At 52.5% G+C, this 17,636-nt stretch carries 16 protein-coding genes; 11 read left to right on the top strand and 5 right to left on the bottom strand.

The window, feature by feature from the left end:
• The first annotated feature begins 26 nt into the window (after nt 1-26).
• The gene (locus MKZ07_RS13570; protein ID WP_268748819.1) at nt 27-374 is read left to right on the top strand and encodes a class I SAM-dependent methyltransferase; all 348 of its coding nucleotides are present in this window, start codon (nt 27-29) and stop codon (nt 372-374) included.
• Between the two features lie 6 nt (nt 375-380).
• On the opposite strand, the gene MKZ07_RS13565 is transcribed toward MKZ07_RS13570, so the two are convergent.
• A complete protein-coding gene (locus tag MKZ07_RS13565) occupies nt 381-1,403 on the bottom strand; it encodes an alpha/beta fold hydrolase (RefSeq protein ID WP_156949720.1) in 1,023 nt (340 codons plus the stop codon).
• A gap of 201 nt (nt 1,404-1,604) precedes the next feature.
• Here MKZ07_RS13565 and MKZ07_RS13560 point away from each other — a divergent pair, with 201 nt between their 5' ends.
• From MKZ07_RS13560 to MKZ07_RS13515, 10 genes are all read left to right on the top strand, one after another.
• Nucleotides 1,605-1,751 carry a lmo0937 family membrane protein gene (locus MKZ07_RS13560; RefSeq protein ID WP_143804202.1) on the top strand — a complete coding sequence of 49 codons (147 nt, stop codon included), beginning with the start codon at nt 1,605-1,607 and terminating at the stop codon, nt 1,749-1,751.
• A gap of 155 nt (nt 1,752-1,906) precedes the next feature.
• Complete coding sequence (locus tag MKZ07_RS13555) at nt 1,907-2,464, top strand: 5' nucleotidase, NT5C type (RefSeq protein WP_036699594.1); 558 nt, start codon at nt 1,907-1,909, stop codon at nt 2,462-2,464.
• 178 nt (nt 2,465-2,642) lie between these two features.
• Nucleotides 2,643-4,235 carry a sensor domain-containing diguanylate cyclase gene (locus MKZ07_RS13550; protein WP_256705880.1) on the top strand — a complete coding sequence of 531 codons (1,593 nt, stop codon included), beginning with the start codon at nt 2,643-2,645 and terminating at the stop codon, nt 4,233-4,235.
• Nucleotides 4,236-4,317: 82 nt separating this feature from the next.
• Nucleotides 4,318-5,928: a DcuS/MalK family sensor histidine kinase gene (dcuS, locus tag MKZ07_RS13545; protein ID WP_076154336.1), complete on the top strand. Its 1,611-nt coding sequence runs from the start codon at nt 4,318-4,320 to the stop codon at nt 5,926-5,928.
• Nucleotides 5,929-6,005: 77 nt separating this feature from the next.
• Complete coding sequence (locus MKZ07_RS13540; protein WP_341026134.1) at nt 6,006-6,713, top strand: response regulator; 708 nt, start codon at nt 6,006-6,008, stop codon at nt 6,711-6,713.
• A gap of 914 nt (nt 6,714-7,627) precedes the next feature.
• The gene (locus tag MKZ07_RS13535) at nt 7,628-8,986 is read left to right on the top strand and encodes a 2-hydroxycarboxylate transporter family protein (protein WP_036699586.1); all 1,359 of its coding nucleotides are present in this window, start codon (nt 7,628-7,630) and stop codon (nt 8,984-8,986) included.
• 267 nt (nt 8,987-9,253) lie between these two features.
• Nucleotides 9,254-10,438, top strand: a complete 1,185-nt coding sequence (locus tag MKZ07_RS13530; RefSeq protein WP_036699585.1) for an NAD(P)-dependent malic enzyme — start codon at nt 9,254-9,256, stop codon at nt 10,436-10,438.
• Between the two features lie 285 nt (nt 10,439-10,723).
• Nucleotides 10,724-11,788: a suppressor of fused domain protein gene (locus MKZ07_RS13525; RefSeq protein WP_036699582.1), complete on the top strand. Its 1,065-nt coding sequence runs from the start codon at nt 10,724-10,726 to the stop codon at nt 11,786-11,788.
• A 204-nt stretch (nt 11,789-11,992) separates the two neighbouring features.
• Nucleotides 11,993-13,141, top strand: coding sequence for an AI-2E family transporter (locus tag MKZ07_RS13520; RefSeq protein WP_084649060.1), 1,149 nt, complete (start codon nt 11,993-11,995; stop codon nt 13,139-13,141).
• 307 nt (nt 13,142-13,448) lie between these two features.
• On the top strand, nt 13,449-14,255 hold the full coding sequence (locus MKZ07_RS13515; RefSeq protein WP_036699580.1) for a class I SAM-dependent methyltransferase: 807 nt from the start codon (nt 13,449-13,451) through the stop codon (nt 14,253-14,255).
• Between the two features lie 145 nt (nt 14,256-14,400).
• Here MKZ07_RS13515 and MKZ07_RS13510 read toward each other — a convergent pair whose 3' ends face one another.
• From MKZ07_RS13510 to MKZ07_RS13495, 4 genes are all read right to left on the bottom strand, one after another.
• Entirely contained in the window at nt 14,401-15,144 is a 744-nt protein-coding gene (locus MKZ07_RS13510; RefSeq protein ID WP_036699577.1) for an amino acid ABC transporter ATP-binding protein, read from the bottom strand.
• A gap of 15 nt (nt 15,145-15,159) precedes the next feature.
• Nucleotides 15,160-15,819: an amino acid ABC transporter permease gene (locus MKZ07_RS13505; RefSeq protein WP_036699575.1), complete on the bottom strand. Its 660-nt coding sequence runs from the start codon at nt 15,817-15,819 to the stop codon at nt 15,160-15,162.
• A gap of 14 nt (nt 15,820-15,833) precedes the next feature.
• A complete protein-coding gene (locus tag MKZ07_RS13500; protein ID WP_036699573.1) occupies nt 15,834-16,604 on the bottom strand; it encodes an amino acid ABC transporter substrate-binding protein in 771 nt (256 codons plus the stop codon).
• 304 nt (nt 16,605-16,908) lie between these two features.
• Nucleotides 16,909-17,592: a pectate lyase gene (locus tag MKZ07_RS13495; RefSeq protein WP_036699681.1), complete on the bottom strand. Its 684-nt coding sequence runs from the start codon at nt 17,590-17,592 to the stop codon at nt 16,909-16,911.
• Nucleotides 17,593-17,636: the final 44 nt, after the last annotated feature.

The following is a 17,636-nucleotide window of genomic DNA, read 5'->3' as shown; positions in this document are numbered from 1 at the left end:
CACTGGGAGAATAATTCTTTCCCGGCATCGCCAGCTTACTCCGAATGACTTTTGACGAGGCTGTAGGTACGTTTGAAGACAACAGCATTGACCTTCTGCATATTGACGGACTTCACACTTATGAAGCAATTAAGCATGATTATGAATGTTGGCTGCCCAAACTGGCCGATAATAGTGTCGTACTGTTCCATGATATTACGGTGCGAATGGATGACTTCGGCGTATACCAGCTCTGGGAGGAACTGCAGGAAATACACCCGGCGGCACAATTTGAACATTCCCATGGACTCGGCATTCTCATGCCCAAAGGCTGCACGACAATCATCTCGCACATGCTCTCGAAATGGGATGAAATCAAGCCCCTCTATGTTTAAAGCCTGTTAATCTCTAAGCATACCCTGAATCGTCTGCACCACCACCTCCGGCTGGTCATGAATAACCATATGGCCGCTCTTCCCGGCGACGATCAGTTCACTATTGGAAGAAAGCTTAAGCATACTGCGCTGGCCCTCCTGCCAGATCGCTTCCAGCTGCTGGCCTGTACCTTCGGAGACTCCGAAGGATGCATAGTCCTGAGGCAAGCCACGGGCGATCACTTTGACCGGGAGGGAGCCGAAGTTCTGTCCGCGGATCGCATCCTCGGTGGAGCTAGTTAATGTTGCTTCCTGCTCCTTGGCGGCAAAATAACTTGGCGTGGAAATAACGTTAATGAACGCCCCGCGGTCTTGTGGCGCAACGAGCCCCGCGAGTAGCTGATCCTGGAATAGCCGAAGCACACCGGAGCGCTTGAGCAGGCTCAGCAGGGAAGCGCTGGGGTTACCGGCAACATTCTCGGCGGCCAGAATCGGCTTCGTCTCGCGGTCGTCATTCTCGGGTCTGGCATCAATCAGCACCAGTCCGGTTACTTCGTCCAGGTAGGTCTGAGTGAAGAGCCGGGCGTACATGCCGCCAAGAGAGTGGCCGACCATCAAATAGGGGCCGGGAATCTCTGCATTCTTCAGTGCCGTATGCAGCTCACGCACGATATTGGCGCCTGAGCGTTCCGTATCCGCCTGTCCGCTCCAGGCATACCCGGCCCTATCATAAGTGACAACGGTAGCCTGTTCAGCTAACTGTTCAGGAATATCTCTCCACGACAGGCTGGTTTCGCCGCTGCCCGCTTCCAGAATGATAGTCGGGGCTCCCGCACCTAGCTGGCGAATGTGCAGGTTATAGCCTCCGGCATCGACCAGTTGACCCGGTGCAGGATAGCTTTTACGGGCGGAATGGGAGGCAATGGCTTCACATAAGAAACCTGATCCTATGAGAAATAGGATGGCAGATACAAGGATCAGCAGCAGCTTAAGCAGCCTGCTTCGCAGTTTCGGTGCAACAGGTTTCGGGTGACTTGAAGAGTGGGTCATGGTGGTGGGCTCGTCTCCTTTTTTACAATACAATTGTATTATTTAAAAGACAGTATAACAGCATGTCCCGCAATTAAGCAATGTCCTGAGGCCTCGAAATAGCGGTCTCCACAGCCGGATCTGACGGACCATCCGTTTGAATTCTCCTCCACAAGGGTAAAATACAAACAAATCAAACCGGAAGAGAAAGGCGGTAAGCTTATGCTGTGGGGATTAATCGGACTTGTAGTGGTGGTATGGCTGTTAGGCCTCATCTTTAATTTCATGGGCAACATGATTCATCTTCTGCTGTTTGTCGCAGCGGTCCTGTTCGTGATTAACCTGGTCAAGGGACGGTCGCGCAGATAAAGGGAAATGAGTGGATAGGATTAGGCCGATAAGCATGTGCCCCTGTGAAGGAGGCATGTGCTTTTTTATGTGGAGTCTGGCGGATGTCTGGACACTTATTACCTCGTTGCCTATAATTAATGAAAATGAATGAAAATGTACATGGAGGAGATTCAATGCGCAAACCGATCATCGCCGTCGATATGGATGATACCATCTGCCATCTCGTGAAGCGTGCGATATACCACAATAACATTGAGTTTCCTACACATCCGCTTCGCTACGAAGATATGATGGATTGGAACACAGACCATCTGCGCCATCCGGACAGCACCATGGACCTGTTCTTCGGCCGACCCGGCCTCTACGAGGAGCTGGAGCTGTTCGACGAATATGTGGTGGAAGAGATGGAGAAGCTGCACAACGCTTATGACGTTATTATTGTGACGGCCGCTGTCCCGAAGACGGTGCTGGAGAAATGGAACTGGCTGCAAAAGCATATGCCGTACATCCCGGCCGACAATTTCTTCACCTGCAAGCGGAAGCATCTGATCGGCTACGATCTGCTGATTGATGACGGCCCGCATAACCTGCTGCCCGCCGTTCAGGCAGGGAAGAAGGTGCTCTGTATTCCGCATCCGTGGAACCTCAGGGTACGGGAGCAATACTCTTTTCCGCTGATGACCTCCTGGGAGGGTGCCAAGGAACGGGTGGATGAGATTTTGCAGGCGTAGGGTGAACGTGAACTTGAATAACGCTTGAAGATGAGCCTCGCTGCTGCGGGCTTATTCTGCTATGTCCGGGAGACTGAGCCGCCGCCTGTCCTGCCATAAATCCGCTGTCGAACATTATCAGTATTTGCGGTATGATGAATATATCATTGCGTTTTTTGCTCCAAGGAGGATTGCGGGTTTGTATATAAGGTTGAAGCGTAAGTTTCGTCAAATTCACAAGCTGAGTCTCACCACGCTGCTCACAGGTCTGGTGACATTGGTGGTTGTGCTAACCTCGAGCATTCTTCTGCTCGGTTCTTATGAGTCCAAGAAGCGGTCCTTAATGGAGACCACGCTTCATCTGAATTATCTCAATGCTGACCGGATGTCTAAGACGATGGATTCCTTATTTCAGTCTATGCACGGGACTCTGGAATACAACGCCGCCAGGCTGTCTGACATAGACGCTATGCCGCCGCAGGAAGTGAATGATTCCTTGGATCTGATGCGCAGCAGCAGCAATTTCTTCAATTCCATCACCGTGGTTGACGCCAGCGGACTCGTCCGCAATGTCTCACCTGCCAGCATAGGGACCACAGGCAAGCACGTCAGCTCAACGAGTAGCAAGGAAGCCTTAGCACTCCGCAAGCCGTATATTTCTTCCCCTTATTTGACGGCCAATACCAAGCGATTAATCGTATTTTTGAGCCAGCCCATTTTCGATGCTGCGGGTACCTATGCCGGAATTCTTAGCGGCACTATTTATCTTCAGGAGAATAACGTGCTGTCTGAGATTTTTGACAATGGGCAGGAGGATGATTCGGGGGCCTATTATTATATTGTGGATTCTGAAGGGCATCTGGTCTATCATCCGGATAAAGCGCGGATCGGCACGGATGTCAGCAGTAATGAGGTGGTGCAGCAACTGATGAATAAGAAAAGCGGAGAACAGCCTGTTACGAGTACCCGGGGCATCGAGATGCTGGCGGGTTACTCCAGTGTGCCTGCCAATGGCTGGGGCATTGTGGTTGTCTCCCCGATTAGCCAGATTCATCAGGAGCTGATCGGGCATTTTCGTACCCTGATCGGGTATTCCGCCTTGCCATTCATCGTCCTGCTGCTGGGCGTAATTCTGCTGGCTCGCAAGTTTGCGCGTCCCTTCGTCTATCTGGCAGATGTCGTGAGCAGAATGGGCAAGGAACAGATAGAGTTGCAGGAAGCGAAGCGGTATTGGAGCCGGGAGGCGTATTTACTGACAGACGGCGTATCGCTTGCCCTGGCAAATATCCAGCAGCAGACCGAGCAGCTGACCCATGAAGCCGAGACGGATGTGCTGACCGGTCTGATGAACCGCAGGTCCCTGGAGCAGACGATCAGCCAGCGGATGAGTTCTGGTGTTCCCTTTTCACTGGTGCTGCTGGATATAGATAAGTTCAAGCAGGTTAATGACACGTACGGCCATAATCTGGGCGATGAAGTTCTGAAGCATGTCGTCCAGGTCATTGTAACCTCGCTTCGTCCGGATGATGTCTGTTACCGCTACGGCGGGGAGGAATTCGTTATTCTGCTGGCCCGGACTACGCCTGCGGAAGCCTTCAGCGCTGCTGAGCGAATCCGTCTTGCTGTCGAACGGAGCCAGGCGCCGATTGCGGCGCAGCTCACGATTTCACAGGGAATTGCCCACTATCCTTCGCATGCCGCCGACCTTACGGGACTGCTTGTGAAGGCGGATCAGGCCTTGTATCTGGCGAAGAGCAGAGGGCGGAACCAGTCGGTGATTACGGAGACATAGCGGATTTACTTTGAATTGTGATTATCGCGCTTTGAGTGCTTTTGCGTTATAATCGAGAAAAATTTCCTGAAGGTGGAGCATTGTGAGAATTGGTACAAAAAGATTACGCCTTCAGACCACCATCACTCTGATGATCTGCCTGATCGTCGTGCTGGTGCTGCTGATTGTGTATATGATGTTCGGCATGAGATTCTCCGAAGAAGCCCGGGCTTCTCTGGAGAACAAGGCCATCACCATTGCCCGCACGGTCTCCCGTACGCCGGAGGTAGTGAACGAACTGCTTACAGAGGCATATTCCGGCAATATACAGCGTTATGCAACCGATATCAGCGTTATCAATGACGTGCAATTCGTGGTGGTGATGGATATGGGAGGCATTCGCCGTTCCCACCCTGATCCCGCCCTGATCGGCAAGCACTTCATGGGCGGGGACGAGACAGATGCGCTGCACGGCAAGGAGACCATATCCGTGGCTGAAGGCTCGCTCGGCTATTCTGTGAGAGCGTTCTCACCGGTCTTCGCCGCTGACGGCAAGCAGGTTGGAGCAGTTGCTGTAGGCATATCGCTGGGCAGCGTCCGTTCCGCCGTTCAGCAGAACCGCTGGATTATCTACTCGGGCATCCTGGTCGGCGGGCTGATGGGGATATTCGGTGCCATCCTGCTGGCCCGCAAAATCAAGCGGATGATGTTCGGCATGGAGCCGGGAGAAATCGCCAAATTGCTGGAGGAGCGCAGCGCTATGCTGCAATCGACCAAGGAGGGAATTCTGGCTGTCGATAAGGAATCGCGGATTACCCTGGTGAATGCCGAGGCCCGGAGGCTGATGGGCAGCGTCGGCTTGAACCAGGAACCGGTAGGCAGAGAGGCTGGACAGTTCTGGCCGCTGCTGCGGATGGAGAAGGTGCTGGAGACCGGGGAAGCCTTGCAGGATAAGGAAGTGGAGCAGAGCGGCATCACGCTGCTGGTGAATGTGGTTCCGGTCCGGGTGAACGGAATCATCGAAGGGGCGATTGCCACGTTCCGGGACAAGACCGAGATCAGTATTCTGATGGAGCGGCTCTCCGGTATCTCCTTGTACGCCGAGGCGCTGCGTGCCCAGACCCATGAGTTCATGAACAAGCTCCATGTCATCATGGGGCTGAATACGATGCGCAGATACGATCGGCTGGAAGAATATCTCACGGATATTGTGCAGAATATCCAGACAGAGGCGGACTCGGTGGTCCGGCAGGTCAAAGACCCGGTGATGGTCGGCTTCCTGCTCGGCAAGCTCAGCAGAATCAGGGAGGCCGATGTGCGGCTGGTGATCCGGGATGAGGGTATACTGCCTGAAGCAGCGGATCACCAGGTGGCGCGGGAGCTGGTGACGATTGCGGGCAACCTGCTGGACAATGCGCTGGAGGCGCTCCAAGGCGCGGACACTAAGCAGATCGAGATTGGATTCCGGCATAAGGACAACCAGCTTACCCTCAAGGTTAGCGATAACGGAACAGGCATATCTGCGGAGAATGGAGCCCACCTGTTTGAACAGGGCTATTCGACCAAAGGCGGCGACCGGGGCGTGGGACTGTATCTGGTGCGGCGAAGTGTAGATAAGCTGGGCGGGACGATTACGTATGGCAGCCGGAAAGGGGAAGGTACCGACTTCACGGTGCAGATTCCTTATAGCGCAAAGAATGATACCAACGCATGAAGCATATGAGAATGATGAAGAGTAAAGATATTTAATGAAAAGGGTGGAAAGCCCATGAAAAGTGGTGATAAGCCATTATGATCAAAGTACTAATCGTTGAAGATGATCCCATGGTGTCGGAGATGAACAAGTTCTATGTGCAGCAGGTGGAGGGCTTCCGAGCCGATGGCTGGGCCAGCTCGGCGGAAGAAGTGCTGGGTATGCTGGAGAAGCAGGCCTATGACCTGATCCTGCTGGATATCTACATGAAGGAGAGCAACGGGCTGGAGCTGCTGTCCGAGATCCGGCGCAGAGGTGTGAAGATCGATGTCATCGTCATCTCGGCGGCAAGCGACAAGGAGAGCATCCAGGAAGCGCTGCAGAACGGGGCGGTGGACTACTTAATCAAGCCGTTTGAGTTCTCCAGGCTCCGGGCCGCGCTGAACGGATACCGGGAGCAGAACAAGCTGTTCCGCAGCCAGGAGCGGCTGAACCAGTCGGAGCTAGACAGACTGTCCCGGTTCAAGCAGGAACGGACGACCTCGCAGGAGCTGGCGAAGGGCTTCACCCGTCAGACGCTCCAGACCATCTGGCGTGCCGTGGAGGCCTGCGGCAGCGAGCTGTTCTCCGCTGAGGATATCTCAGCGGTATCCGGCATCTCCCGCGTCTCCGCCGGCAAATACCTGATCGGGCTGACCGAGATGGGCGTGCTGGAGATGGACCTCGTCTACGGCAGCATCGGCCGTCCGGTGCAGAAATACCGGCTCGCTCCGAACGGTAAGGGATTGATTACTAAGTATATTTGAGTGTAACTAGCTAATTCTGGAGCTCCTGCCGCGCGACCTGCGGCGGAGCTTTTTGAGTTGCGCTGACAGCTGGATGCAGAAAGGAAAGAGATAAATCCCTTTGGATTGGCCCAAAGTGGGCTGGGAGCCGAAAGGGGAAGGGATAAATCCCTTTGAAACCCGGCGAAAGTCGGCGGTAAACGCAAATGAAGAGCACAAGTGCACCTGAATTAGCCAAAAGTCGGCGATAGGCGAAAATGAGGAGCACAAATGCACCTGAATTACTCAAAAGTCGGCGGTAAGCGTAAATGAGGAGCACAAATGCACCTGAATTACTCAAAAGTCGGCGGTAGGCGCAAATGAGGAGCACAAGTGCTCCTGAATTAGTCAAAAGTCGGCGGTAAGCGTAAATGAGGAGCACAAATGCACCTGAATTACTCAAAAGTCGGCGGTAAACGCAAATGAAGAGCACAAGTGCACCTGAATTACTCAAAAGTCGGCGGTAGGCGCAAATGAGGAGCACAAGTGCTCCTGAATTAGTCAAAAGTCGGCGGTAAGCGTAAATGAGGAGCACAAGTGCACCTGAATTAGCCAAAAGTCGGCAGTCAGCGAAAATGAGGAGCACTAGTGCACCTGAAGTAACCTGACTCCGTCTCAACCTCTCTACTACTAATTAATGTTACCTGCCTCCCCATGAAACTACCTGTATCTATCTGACCCTACCCGACTCCACCATACGCCCTCCCCAATACCTATAATCAAATTCGACCAAGTGGAGCACTCTCCCAATCCCCGCCAATCCCCGCGTCCCCGCTTCTCTCTGATAGCGCTTACTTTAATAATTTACAAAACCCCTTTATTACTTTCATAAAAACAAAAGCGCTTTCAAAGCAGCTATGATGAATTTGTAAAAGAGTTAAGGAGGTAAGGTTAACATGCAAAAAGCAATTCAACCCCCACTTTCGGTACCGGAACAGCAGCCTGTTGTACTGAAGCAAGGAGAACAGGGCTTCGTCCAGAAGGTTCTGCATTTAAAGGTAGGCGTTATTCCGCTCCCGCTCTACGTGGTATTTGCACTCATTATTTTTGCGGCTTCTGTGCTTGGTGAACTGCCAAACGACATGATCGGCGGCTTTGCAGTAATTATTGTCCTGGGGGTGCTGCTCAGTGATCTGGGCTTCAAGCTTCCGATTCTAAAAAATATCGGCGGTCCCGCGATCCTCTCGCTAATGATCCCATCGTTCCTGGTGTTCTGGAATGTGCTCGACCCTTCGGTGCTCGAATCAGTCAACACGCTGATGAAGACATCGAACTTCCTCTACCTGTACATCTCGATTCTAGTAGCCGGAAGTATTACAGGGATGAACCGGACCACGCTGATTAACGGCTTCATCCGTATTTTCATTCCGATGATGGCCGGAACGATCGCTGCAGTCGCTGCGGGGATGGGCGTAGGGATGCTGCTCGGCTATAGCGCACACCGGACGTTGTTCTACATCGTTGTGCCTATTATCGGCGGCGGCGTTGGGGAAGGCATTCTCCCGCTGTCCATCGCGTTCTCGCAGATCCTCGGCGGGGAATCCGGCTCCTATGTGGCCCAGATGATTCCGGCGGCGGTGATCGGCAACGTGTTTGCGATTATCGGAGCGGGACTGCTCAAGCGGATGGCTGACAAAAATCCGTCCATCACCGGTAACGGTGTACTCGTGAAGGCGAAGGACGGCCAGAAGCTGGCCGGCAGCACGTATGACAGCCTGAAGCCTGACTTCCTGCTGATGGGTGCCGGACTGCTGTTCGCCTGCGGATTGTTCATCACCGGACACCTGCTGTCGCCGTTCGTCGGCATTCCGGGTCCGATCCTGATGATCTTCGCAGCTGCACTGCTGAAGATTTCCAAGCTGCTGCCTGCCAAAATTGAGCAGGGTGCTTATCAGCTCTATAAGCTGGTGTCCGGCACGTTAACCTGGCCGCTGATGGTCGGCCTCGGGATGCTGTACATTCCGCTGAAGGATGTCGCCGCTCTGATCTCGCTTCCTTATATTATTGTCTGCGCTACCGTTATCGTGGCGATGACGATCACCGGCTATTTTACCGGCAAATGGGTCAATATGTATCCGGTTGAAGCGGCCATTGTTACCGGCTGCCGCGGCGGCCTTGGCGGAACCGGCGATGTAGCGATTCTGTCAGCCTCCGGACGCATGGAACTGATGCCGTTCGCACAGATCTCCACCCGGATCGGTGGTGCGATTACAGTAGTTGTGGCCACGCTGCTCATCGCGGTATGGGGCGGCTGAGCAGCGTGCTCAATCGGCAAAAGAGACGCCTGAATCACATGAAATCGCATCCAAACGTGTCTAAATCATGGACAATTTGCAGATGTCAGCTTTTGTATTGCCAATCCATTCATTATCGCGGAGAATGACTACAGGAGCATATGAAACGCATAGTTGACGGGGCTGCACCCGGGCCTGGAAAGGTTCGGATGCAGGAAGTTCCGCTATATATAGAAAGATCCGAGAGGGATGTAACAAACGGTTAACCAGTTGAATGGAGGAGTTAATATGGAACTATTAGAAGAAATTATGTTGCTGCATAAAGGCGGTAAGCTTGAAACTACCCTGAAGCATCCGATTCTGTGCAAAGACGACCTGTCCAAAGTCTATACGCCGGGTGTGGCGAAGGTCTGTCAGGCGATTGCCGACGATCAGTCCCAGGCTTATGAGCTAACCACGAAGAAGAATACCGTAGCTGTCGTATCCGATGGGACGGCTGTACTGGGGCTTGGCGATATCGGGCCGAAGGCGGCCATGCCGGTTATGGAAGGTAAGGCAGCGCTGTTCAAGCAGTTCGCAGACGTAGACGCCGTGCCGATATGCCTGGACACCAAGGATACCGAAGAGATTATTGCGATTGTAAAAGCGCTTGCCCCGACGTTCGGCGGCATTAACCTGGAGGACATTTCCTCTCCGCGCTGCTTCGAGATTGAAGCCAGACTAAGAGCCGAGCTGGACATTCCGGTCTTCCATGATGACCAGCATGGTACGGCAATTGTCGTAACTGCCGGATTGCTGAACGCACTCAAGGTATGCGGCAAGGATATTAAGGATGTCAAAATCGTAGTCAACGGCATAGGTGCAGCAGGCATCTCCGTCTCCAAAATGCTGCTGCATGCCGGAGCGGTGAACCTGATCGGCGTGGACCGGGAGGGTGCGATTAACCGGCTGGCGGAATATGAGCGCAGTCATTGGAGCGATTTTGCCCAGATTACGAACCCTTATCTAGAAATCGGAAGTCTGTCCGATGTGATCAAAGGCGCGGATGTCTTCATCGGAGTCTCTGCACCGGATGTGCTGAAGCTGGAAGATGTGCTGAACATGGCCACCGACCCGATTGTCTTCGCTATGGCGAACCCGATGCCGGAGATTGATCCCGCCATTGCTGCGCCGCATGTAAGAGTCATGGCGACCGGCCGTTCTGACTATCCGAACCAGATTAACAATGTACTGTGCTTCCCTGGGATATTTAGAGGGGCGCTGGATTGTGAAGCTACGGATATCAATGAAGACATGAAGCTGGCGGCTGCAGAGGCGATCTCCTCCGTGATTGACCCGTCTGAGCTGCATGAGAAATATATCATCCCAGACGCCTTCGATCCGCGGGTAGTAGAGAGAATCCGCATGGCTGTAGCCGAAGCGGCAGTTAAGAGCGGCGTAGCCCGCAAGAACCTGCTGGTCGGCATTAACTGATACCTATAATAATGAAGATACACCAAACGGCAAGCTCGTCAGATGAGCTTGCTGTTTTTATATGTTTTGGGGTACCTGCAAAGTATCTGAGTCATCATCGAAGCTATAGCCCCACTTGGTGGTTTTTTTTGCAAGCTGGAGGTGTTATTCAGGCAGTGTACGGCTATAGGGGAAAGAGCCGCCTGGCGCTGGTTATGATTGCGGAATTTGGGGTAATGAACGGGAGATTCTGGGCCGGATACGGGAATTCCGGCTGTACATAAATATGATACCGGAGGGAACGAGATGAGTGAGCACGAAGTGGAAGCCATCGGCTGGGATGCCATAGAGGAACAGATGACAGGGCTATACGGACAACAGGAACCGAAGCATTATGCTGCAATGCTGCCGTATAGCCTGGGGGGCAATGACCCGCTGAACGGAATTAGCGCCTATGCAGCCGAGCAGCCATATCCGCATTGGCATTTCGTAACCTTCGGGTTCTCCGAGCTGTATGAGAAGGAGTCTGAAGACCTTGAATACAGCGGCTACGGCTTCGAGCTGACCTTCCGTCTGGCGCGTAGTAGCGGCGAGCAGGAGCCTCCAGCCTGGGCGATTAATCTGCTGCAGAACATGGCCCGATATGTATTCTCCAGCGGCAATATCTTTGCTTCGGGGCATCATCTGGATGCCAATGGCCCGATATGCCTGGGGGCTGCTACCCGGCTGACGGCGCTGGCGTTCACCGATGACCCGGAGCTTCCGGCTGTGGATACGCCGAACGGCCGTGTGGAATTCCTGCAGATGGTAGGGATCACAGCGGACGAGCTGGAAGCGATGATGTCCTGGAATACCAATGCCTTCCTGGAGGCCAGTCAGGAGGTGCTGCCTCTCTATATCACCGATCTAGCCCGGGATTCGCTGCTCCGGCTTCCGGTCATCCAGGAAGCGGTACGTCAGGGCATTGAACGTGACGGATCACAGACGGGCATTCTGTATGTAGATGAACTGAATTATGAGCCGGGCAAAAGCCGCCTGCTCGGCACAGCACTTGCTGTCCTGACCATAGGAGCAAGGCAGGCACCGACTATAGCCAAGCTGCTGCGCGGCCGTCTGCTGAAGGGGAAGCCGCTGACACTGAACAGTAAGCAGCGGCAGGTGATGCTGGAGTTGAAACCCGTTAACGGGACTGTGGTCAACGAGGATTTTGTCAGCATCGGTTTGACGGAAGAGGTGGTCCTGGAGCTGGAGGAGAAGCTCCAGCCTAAGGAAGGGGAGCTCCGGCTGTCTGCCGCCAAGGAATTGAAGGTGCAGATCCGCAAGACCTACATCAAAGACCAGGAAGGTAATGTGGTCGAAACTATCGGCTAACCGCGCGGACGGCAGCTTTTTTTCGGCAAATAGATACCCGTCTATCCCAGAGCCGTTTCATGAGGAAATTAAACATAGCTGTATTCAGCCTGAAGACCAAATCTTTAGCTTATCTTTAGACTTGGTTTAGTTTGAATTAAGAATACCCGGCTATATTTAAGTGAACAAGAAACGCTGCTCAAAATAACGGAACGGGAGTCCACTATGGCCAAATTGAATTTGTTTATCCGCGTGTGTATTGCCGTGCTGCTGGTGCTGGGAATAATCTACGTCAGCTCATTAGTAGACTTTATTTTTACCCCTATCATCTCGTTGTTCAAGGTTGTGATGGTGCCGTTAATGCTGGCAGTCTTCTTCTATTATCTGCTTCGGCCCTTGATTGACTTCCTGTCCTCCCGCAAAATGAAGCGGACGCTGGCAATCCTGCTGGTCTATCTGGTGATTGCTATTCTGCTGCTGGGCTTCATCGTGGGGGTCTGGCCTTCGCTGCAAAATCAGCTGCTGAACCTGGTCAACAATATGCCGGGTGTGCTGAGAGCCGTGGGAGAGCAGCTTAGCAAGCTGGAGAACACGGAGTTGCTATCGAATCTGATTCCCGAGAATATGAACCTGTCCAGCCAATTGATAGGTTATTTGAATACAGGCTTCTCACTGGCAACGGGCTATGTGACCGGGCTGTTCTCATTTGTCTCTAATTTTGCGATTGTGCTGTTCACCTTTCCGATCCTGCTGTTCTACATGCTGAAGGAGGGCGGGAAGTTCGGCGATAAGGTTGTAAGCTTCTTCCCCAAACGGTATCACGAGGAAGGCGCGGGGGTGGTTGCCGAGATTGATAACGTGATGGGGAGCTTCATCGTCGGCAGAGTGCTGGTCAATCTGGCGCTCGGCGTGCTCATGTACATAGGGTTCCTGATCATCGGGCTGCCGTATGCGCTGCTGCTGACACTGGTGGCGGTGCTGATGAACTTTATCCCGTTTATCGGAGCGATTCTGTCTACTGTGCCGATCTTCATCATCGGTCTGATCGAGTCTCCGTCTACGGCGGTCTGGTCGATTGTGGTCGTGCTCGTTGCGCAGCAGATTCAGGATAACCTGGTTGCCCCTTATATCTTCGGTAAAAGCATGGATATCCACCCGCTGACTACCATCATTCTCGTCCTGGCCGGCGGCGATTTCGGCGGCATCATCGGCATCCTGGTCATTATTCCGGTCTACATGATGCTCAAAATCATCATCGTCAAGCTCTACCAGCTCTTCCTCAGCAAGCGCTGGGATGAGGAGCCGGCAGCGCCAATGGGACCCGTGGAGCCGGTGCCCGGGGGCACGGTGTCTTCTGCGGCTACGGGGGAGTAAGTGGAAAAAGTACATCTAATCTGCCCAATTCTAAGGATTCGCCTAAAGTCGGCCCCAGTAAGTGTTGTTTATCCAACTAATGTGGAGAAGAGTATCTATAGCGCTAAATTAGATGGACTAAATCCATTTGCTTCTGTCAAAAGAAACTGACAATGTTTCTTTGAGCTAACGGGCAGGTTAGTTATAAAAGAACTATACATTGATAATACAATTTGTTCCAGCTACAATCATAGAGAATATAGCTCGCATAATCTCTTGGAGGGCGACTATACTTTAACCCTCCCAAAAAATGGAGGATTAGTTTACTATGTCATTTAACTGGATAAACGCAGAAGAGTATTCTTTTAACAGCTTCTTGTTAATGGACAGATGGATGGTACGCATGATATGTAACAATTATGCCGGATGGGGCGAGTATTGTGATAACTTGAGCATAGCTTTAGCATATAACCCATCAGTAGCATGGTATTTTGCACATAAAAGCCCTGAAAGCAAGCCTTCGATTGAAAAAATGATTGCAGTGGCGCCCAAAAATCTTACACCTCATGATATTCGAAAAGCAGAGGTATTTGTAATTCATGCAATGGAAACTTCGGTCGTTTATGTTTATCCCGATATTATGAACCAAAACTGTGATTATATTTACGACTGGGATAAACAGTTACTATTTGAACTTGCAGATTTTACGGATAAGGTAGTTCTCGACGTAGGAAGCGGTACAGGAAGGCTTGCATTTACCGCAGCAGAAAAGGCGAAAAGTGTGTATGCAAGCGAACCTACCGATATGCTAAGGGAGTACATGCGCGATAAAATCAAACGTGAGAATATTAATAATGTTGTAGTCGTAGACGGTACGATCGAGAAAATCCCTTATGAGGATAATTCCTTCGATATTGTGATGTCGGGGCATGTAGTCGGCGACAATTATGACGTTGAGATTGCTGAACTGGCTAGGATTGTTAAAGACGGTGGTTACATTATTGATTGTATCGGGGAAGATAATAGGAAAAGGGAACCTGATGAAGAATTAATAAAAAGAGGTTTTGAGTCGTTTTATCATGTTAGTAAATCTGGTGGCGATATATACAGGTATCGTAAGCTAGTTCGTAAATAAATGCGTGTCATTGATAACGTGTTAGCAGGCTCTGTATTTACTGACAGAGCCTTTTTACTTTTCAATCATTCCGAAAATTATAGAGCTTTCCTTGCATGAAAAAAAGGACTCGCGTTAAGCCAAGTCCTTATGACCTTCCAATCTGCTACTCCCGCATCAAAAACGTCCGCGTCCGCTCCAGCTTTGGACTGCCGAAGATCTCCTCCGGGGTGCCGGATTCGGCAATGTCCCCGTTGTCCATGAAGAAGACGCGGTCCGCGACATCGCGGGCGAAGCTCATTTCATGGGTGACGATCATCATCGTCATGTTCTCCTCAGCCAGCTGGCGGATGACGCGCAGCACCTCGCCGGTCAATTCAGGATCGAGCGCCGAGGTAGGCTCATCGAACAGAAGAATATCCGGGCTGAGCATCATCGCTCTGGCGATGGCGACCCGCTGCTTTTGCCCGCCTGACAGCGTGGAGGGGTAGACGTCTGCTTTGTCAGCCAGACCTACCTTGGCGAGCAGCTCCCGGCTCTTGGCCGTGATCTGCTGGACACTTTCCCGCTTCAGTGTGCGCGGGGCAAGCTCCAGGTTGTCCCGCACACTGAGATGCGGAAACAGATTGAAATGCTGGAACACCATCCCCATGCTTGAGGTGATGTCTCTAATCGCCGCCGTACTGGCGTAGCGTCCGTTCTCAACGAGCGCTTTCCCGCAGATCGAGATGCTGCCGCCGGTGACTTCCTCCAGATGTACGAGGCTGCGCAGCATGGTGCTTTTGCCGGAGCCCGAGGGTCCGATCACCGCAACAACCTCGCCGGGCTTCACATCAAAGCTTATCTGATTCAGCACACTGAGACTGCCGAAGTCCTTCTTCAATTGCCGTACTTCAATCATGTTACTCATAGCGATACAGCCCTTCTACTCAAATTTGAAACGTTTCTCCAGCAGCTTGAAGAACAAGGTCAGCACCAGGGTCATCAGCAGATAAATAACGCCCGCTACGACAAAAGGCGTGACGGTGAAATCACGATTCACCGCCGTCTTGGCGAAATTCAGCAGCTCCGGCACCGCCACGGCATACAGCAGAGCGGTATCCTTGACCAGTGTAATGGACTCATTGGCAACCGCAGGCAGCGCCACGCGGAACATCTGAGCGAGAATAACCTTGCGCAGCGTCTGCCACCGGCTTAAGCCCAGAACCTTGGCCGCCTCATGCTGGCCTTTATCGATCGAGAGCAGCCCGCCCCGGAAAATCTCGGCGAAATAAGCGCCGTAATTCAGGATAAAGCCCAGGCTGGCCGCTACAAAACGGTCCATGACCAGATATTGCCCGATCACGGGAATCTGCGGCAGCCCGAAACAGAAGAAGAACAATTGCAGTAAGAGCGGCGTTCCGCGCATGACGTAGATATAAGTGTGTGCGATCCAAGCCAGCGGCTTGAGTGTGCTTTTGGCCATCAGCGTGACCACCATCCCGAGCGGAATGGACAGCACGATCACGATCAGGAACAGCAGCACCGTAGTCCGGGCGCCTTCCAGCATCGGTCCGGAAATTCTAATAATATAATCAATATCCATGGCTTAACCGGCTCCTAGTTCAATACTTTATTCTCTCCGAACCACTTGGTTGAGATCTCGGCGGCTGTTCCGTCACTGCTCAGTTCATCCAGCGCCTTCTGCAGCTCATCGAGCAGTGCTTCATTGCCTTTCTTAATTCCGATGCCATATTGCTCAGGGGCCAGCGATTCTTCCATCAGCTTGTACGTATCCGGTTCCTTAGCTATGTAATATCTGGCAACAACCTCATCGATGACTACCCCGTCCAGACGGCCCGACTTCAGGTCGGTCAGTGCCAGTACATTATCGGTGAATTCAGACACGCCGCCAAGCTCGGCCTTGATCGGATTCGCATCCAGGGCATCGGCGGCAGAGGAGAGGCTCTGCAGTCCGACCTCTTTGCCTGCCAGATCCTGAAGCTTCGTAAGCGCTGAGCCCGCCAGCACGACAACCACCTGGCTGTTCTCCAGATAAGGCTTCGTGAATAACACCTTGTCCTTGCGCTCGTCCGTGATCGTGTATCCGTTCCAGATCATATCGATCCGTCCGCTGTTCAGCTCAGACTCCTTGGCGGACCAGTCAATCGGCTGGAAGGTAACCTCCCGGCCCATCTTCGCGGCAGCCGCCTTCGCATAATCAATATCGAAGCCGACAATGTCATTGTTATCATCCCGGAAGCCCATCGGAGCGAACTTGTCGTCGATACCGATCACCAGCTTCCCGTCCTTACCGCCTGAACTGGAGCAGCCAGTGACCACTGCAAGTGCCATAATTACGAGTAGAACCCATATTCCCTGTCTCTTCATCTCTCTAATCCCCCTAGTAGATTGCCTGCCGCATCCGTTGCTTTAGTTCGTTAATACGTTATCAGTGTATCATAATAACATATCATGTGAGTTCATGTCGATAGAGTTGAGAGAGGCAGATGTGTCCAAAATAAATCTAACTTCTCCTTCCCGGAACTGATCGTGTTCATGTGTGCTTGGCTATCCGTTTGAACGGCCAACCGCCTCCATCCCGGCAGTGCCGGAATGAAGGCGGTTTCAGATAACAGCTATATGCGGTAAGGCTCAGACTGCCGTATTTACACCAGCTTCTCTACCTGTTGCTTCAGTATTGCGTGTTGCCTGATTGGCTGGTCTTGCCTGAGGCAAAGCCTTTGAACAGGGTGGGGACACTGCGGTAGCGGGTGTTGGTAATTTTGGCAGAGCTGCTGCTGCTGTCTGTGCGGAAGATGGAATCCTTGACGTTCGAGATGTCAGAGTTATCCAGAGTGAAGTTCACCGTGTACGAGGTTCCGCCATTCTGGCGGGCCAGCTTGCCGATGTCATTCGCTTTGAAATTCTTGATGTTGATCGTGCCCGCAGCGTTCGCCTGGAACACTTTATCGTAGGCTTTGTACGCACCCCCGCCTGTAATATTGACGGTGCCGGAGGCCTTCAGGGTCAGGGCATCCTCGCCGACATCCTGCCAGGTCACATTGGAGATGGTAGCATTCCCGTAACAGTGAACCCCGTCTGCGCCGGGAGCGCCGATAATTACATTTTTGAGTGTAGCATTCTTTTCCAGCCGGAAGATGGGCTTCTGGTTCTCTGCCTGACTGCCGTCTCCTAGCGTGCTCGGATTGGCGACAAACGTCTGGCCGCTGCCGTCATACGTCTGCCCGGCCGGTACGACAATCGTCGAATTCACCACAATCGGCGTTGCGGCAGATACCTCGGGGGGACTGGCAACATAGAACGAAGACAACAGTGCAACCGACAGGAGCAAGCCAACTACCTTTTTCAAAAACATTCCGCCCTTCAGCTGTAGAATTAGGTCCGGCGCACCGGTTCCTT

Source organism: Paenibacillus sp. FSL P4-0338, assembly GCF_038002365.1.
Classification (GTDB): Bacteria; Bacillota; Bacilli; order Paenibacillales; family Paenibacillaceae; genus Paenibacillus_AQ.
The sequence above is the reverse complement of the archived record's forward strand: the minus strand, read 5'-3'. Positions and strand labels throughout refer to the sequence as shown.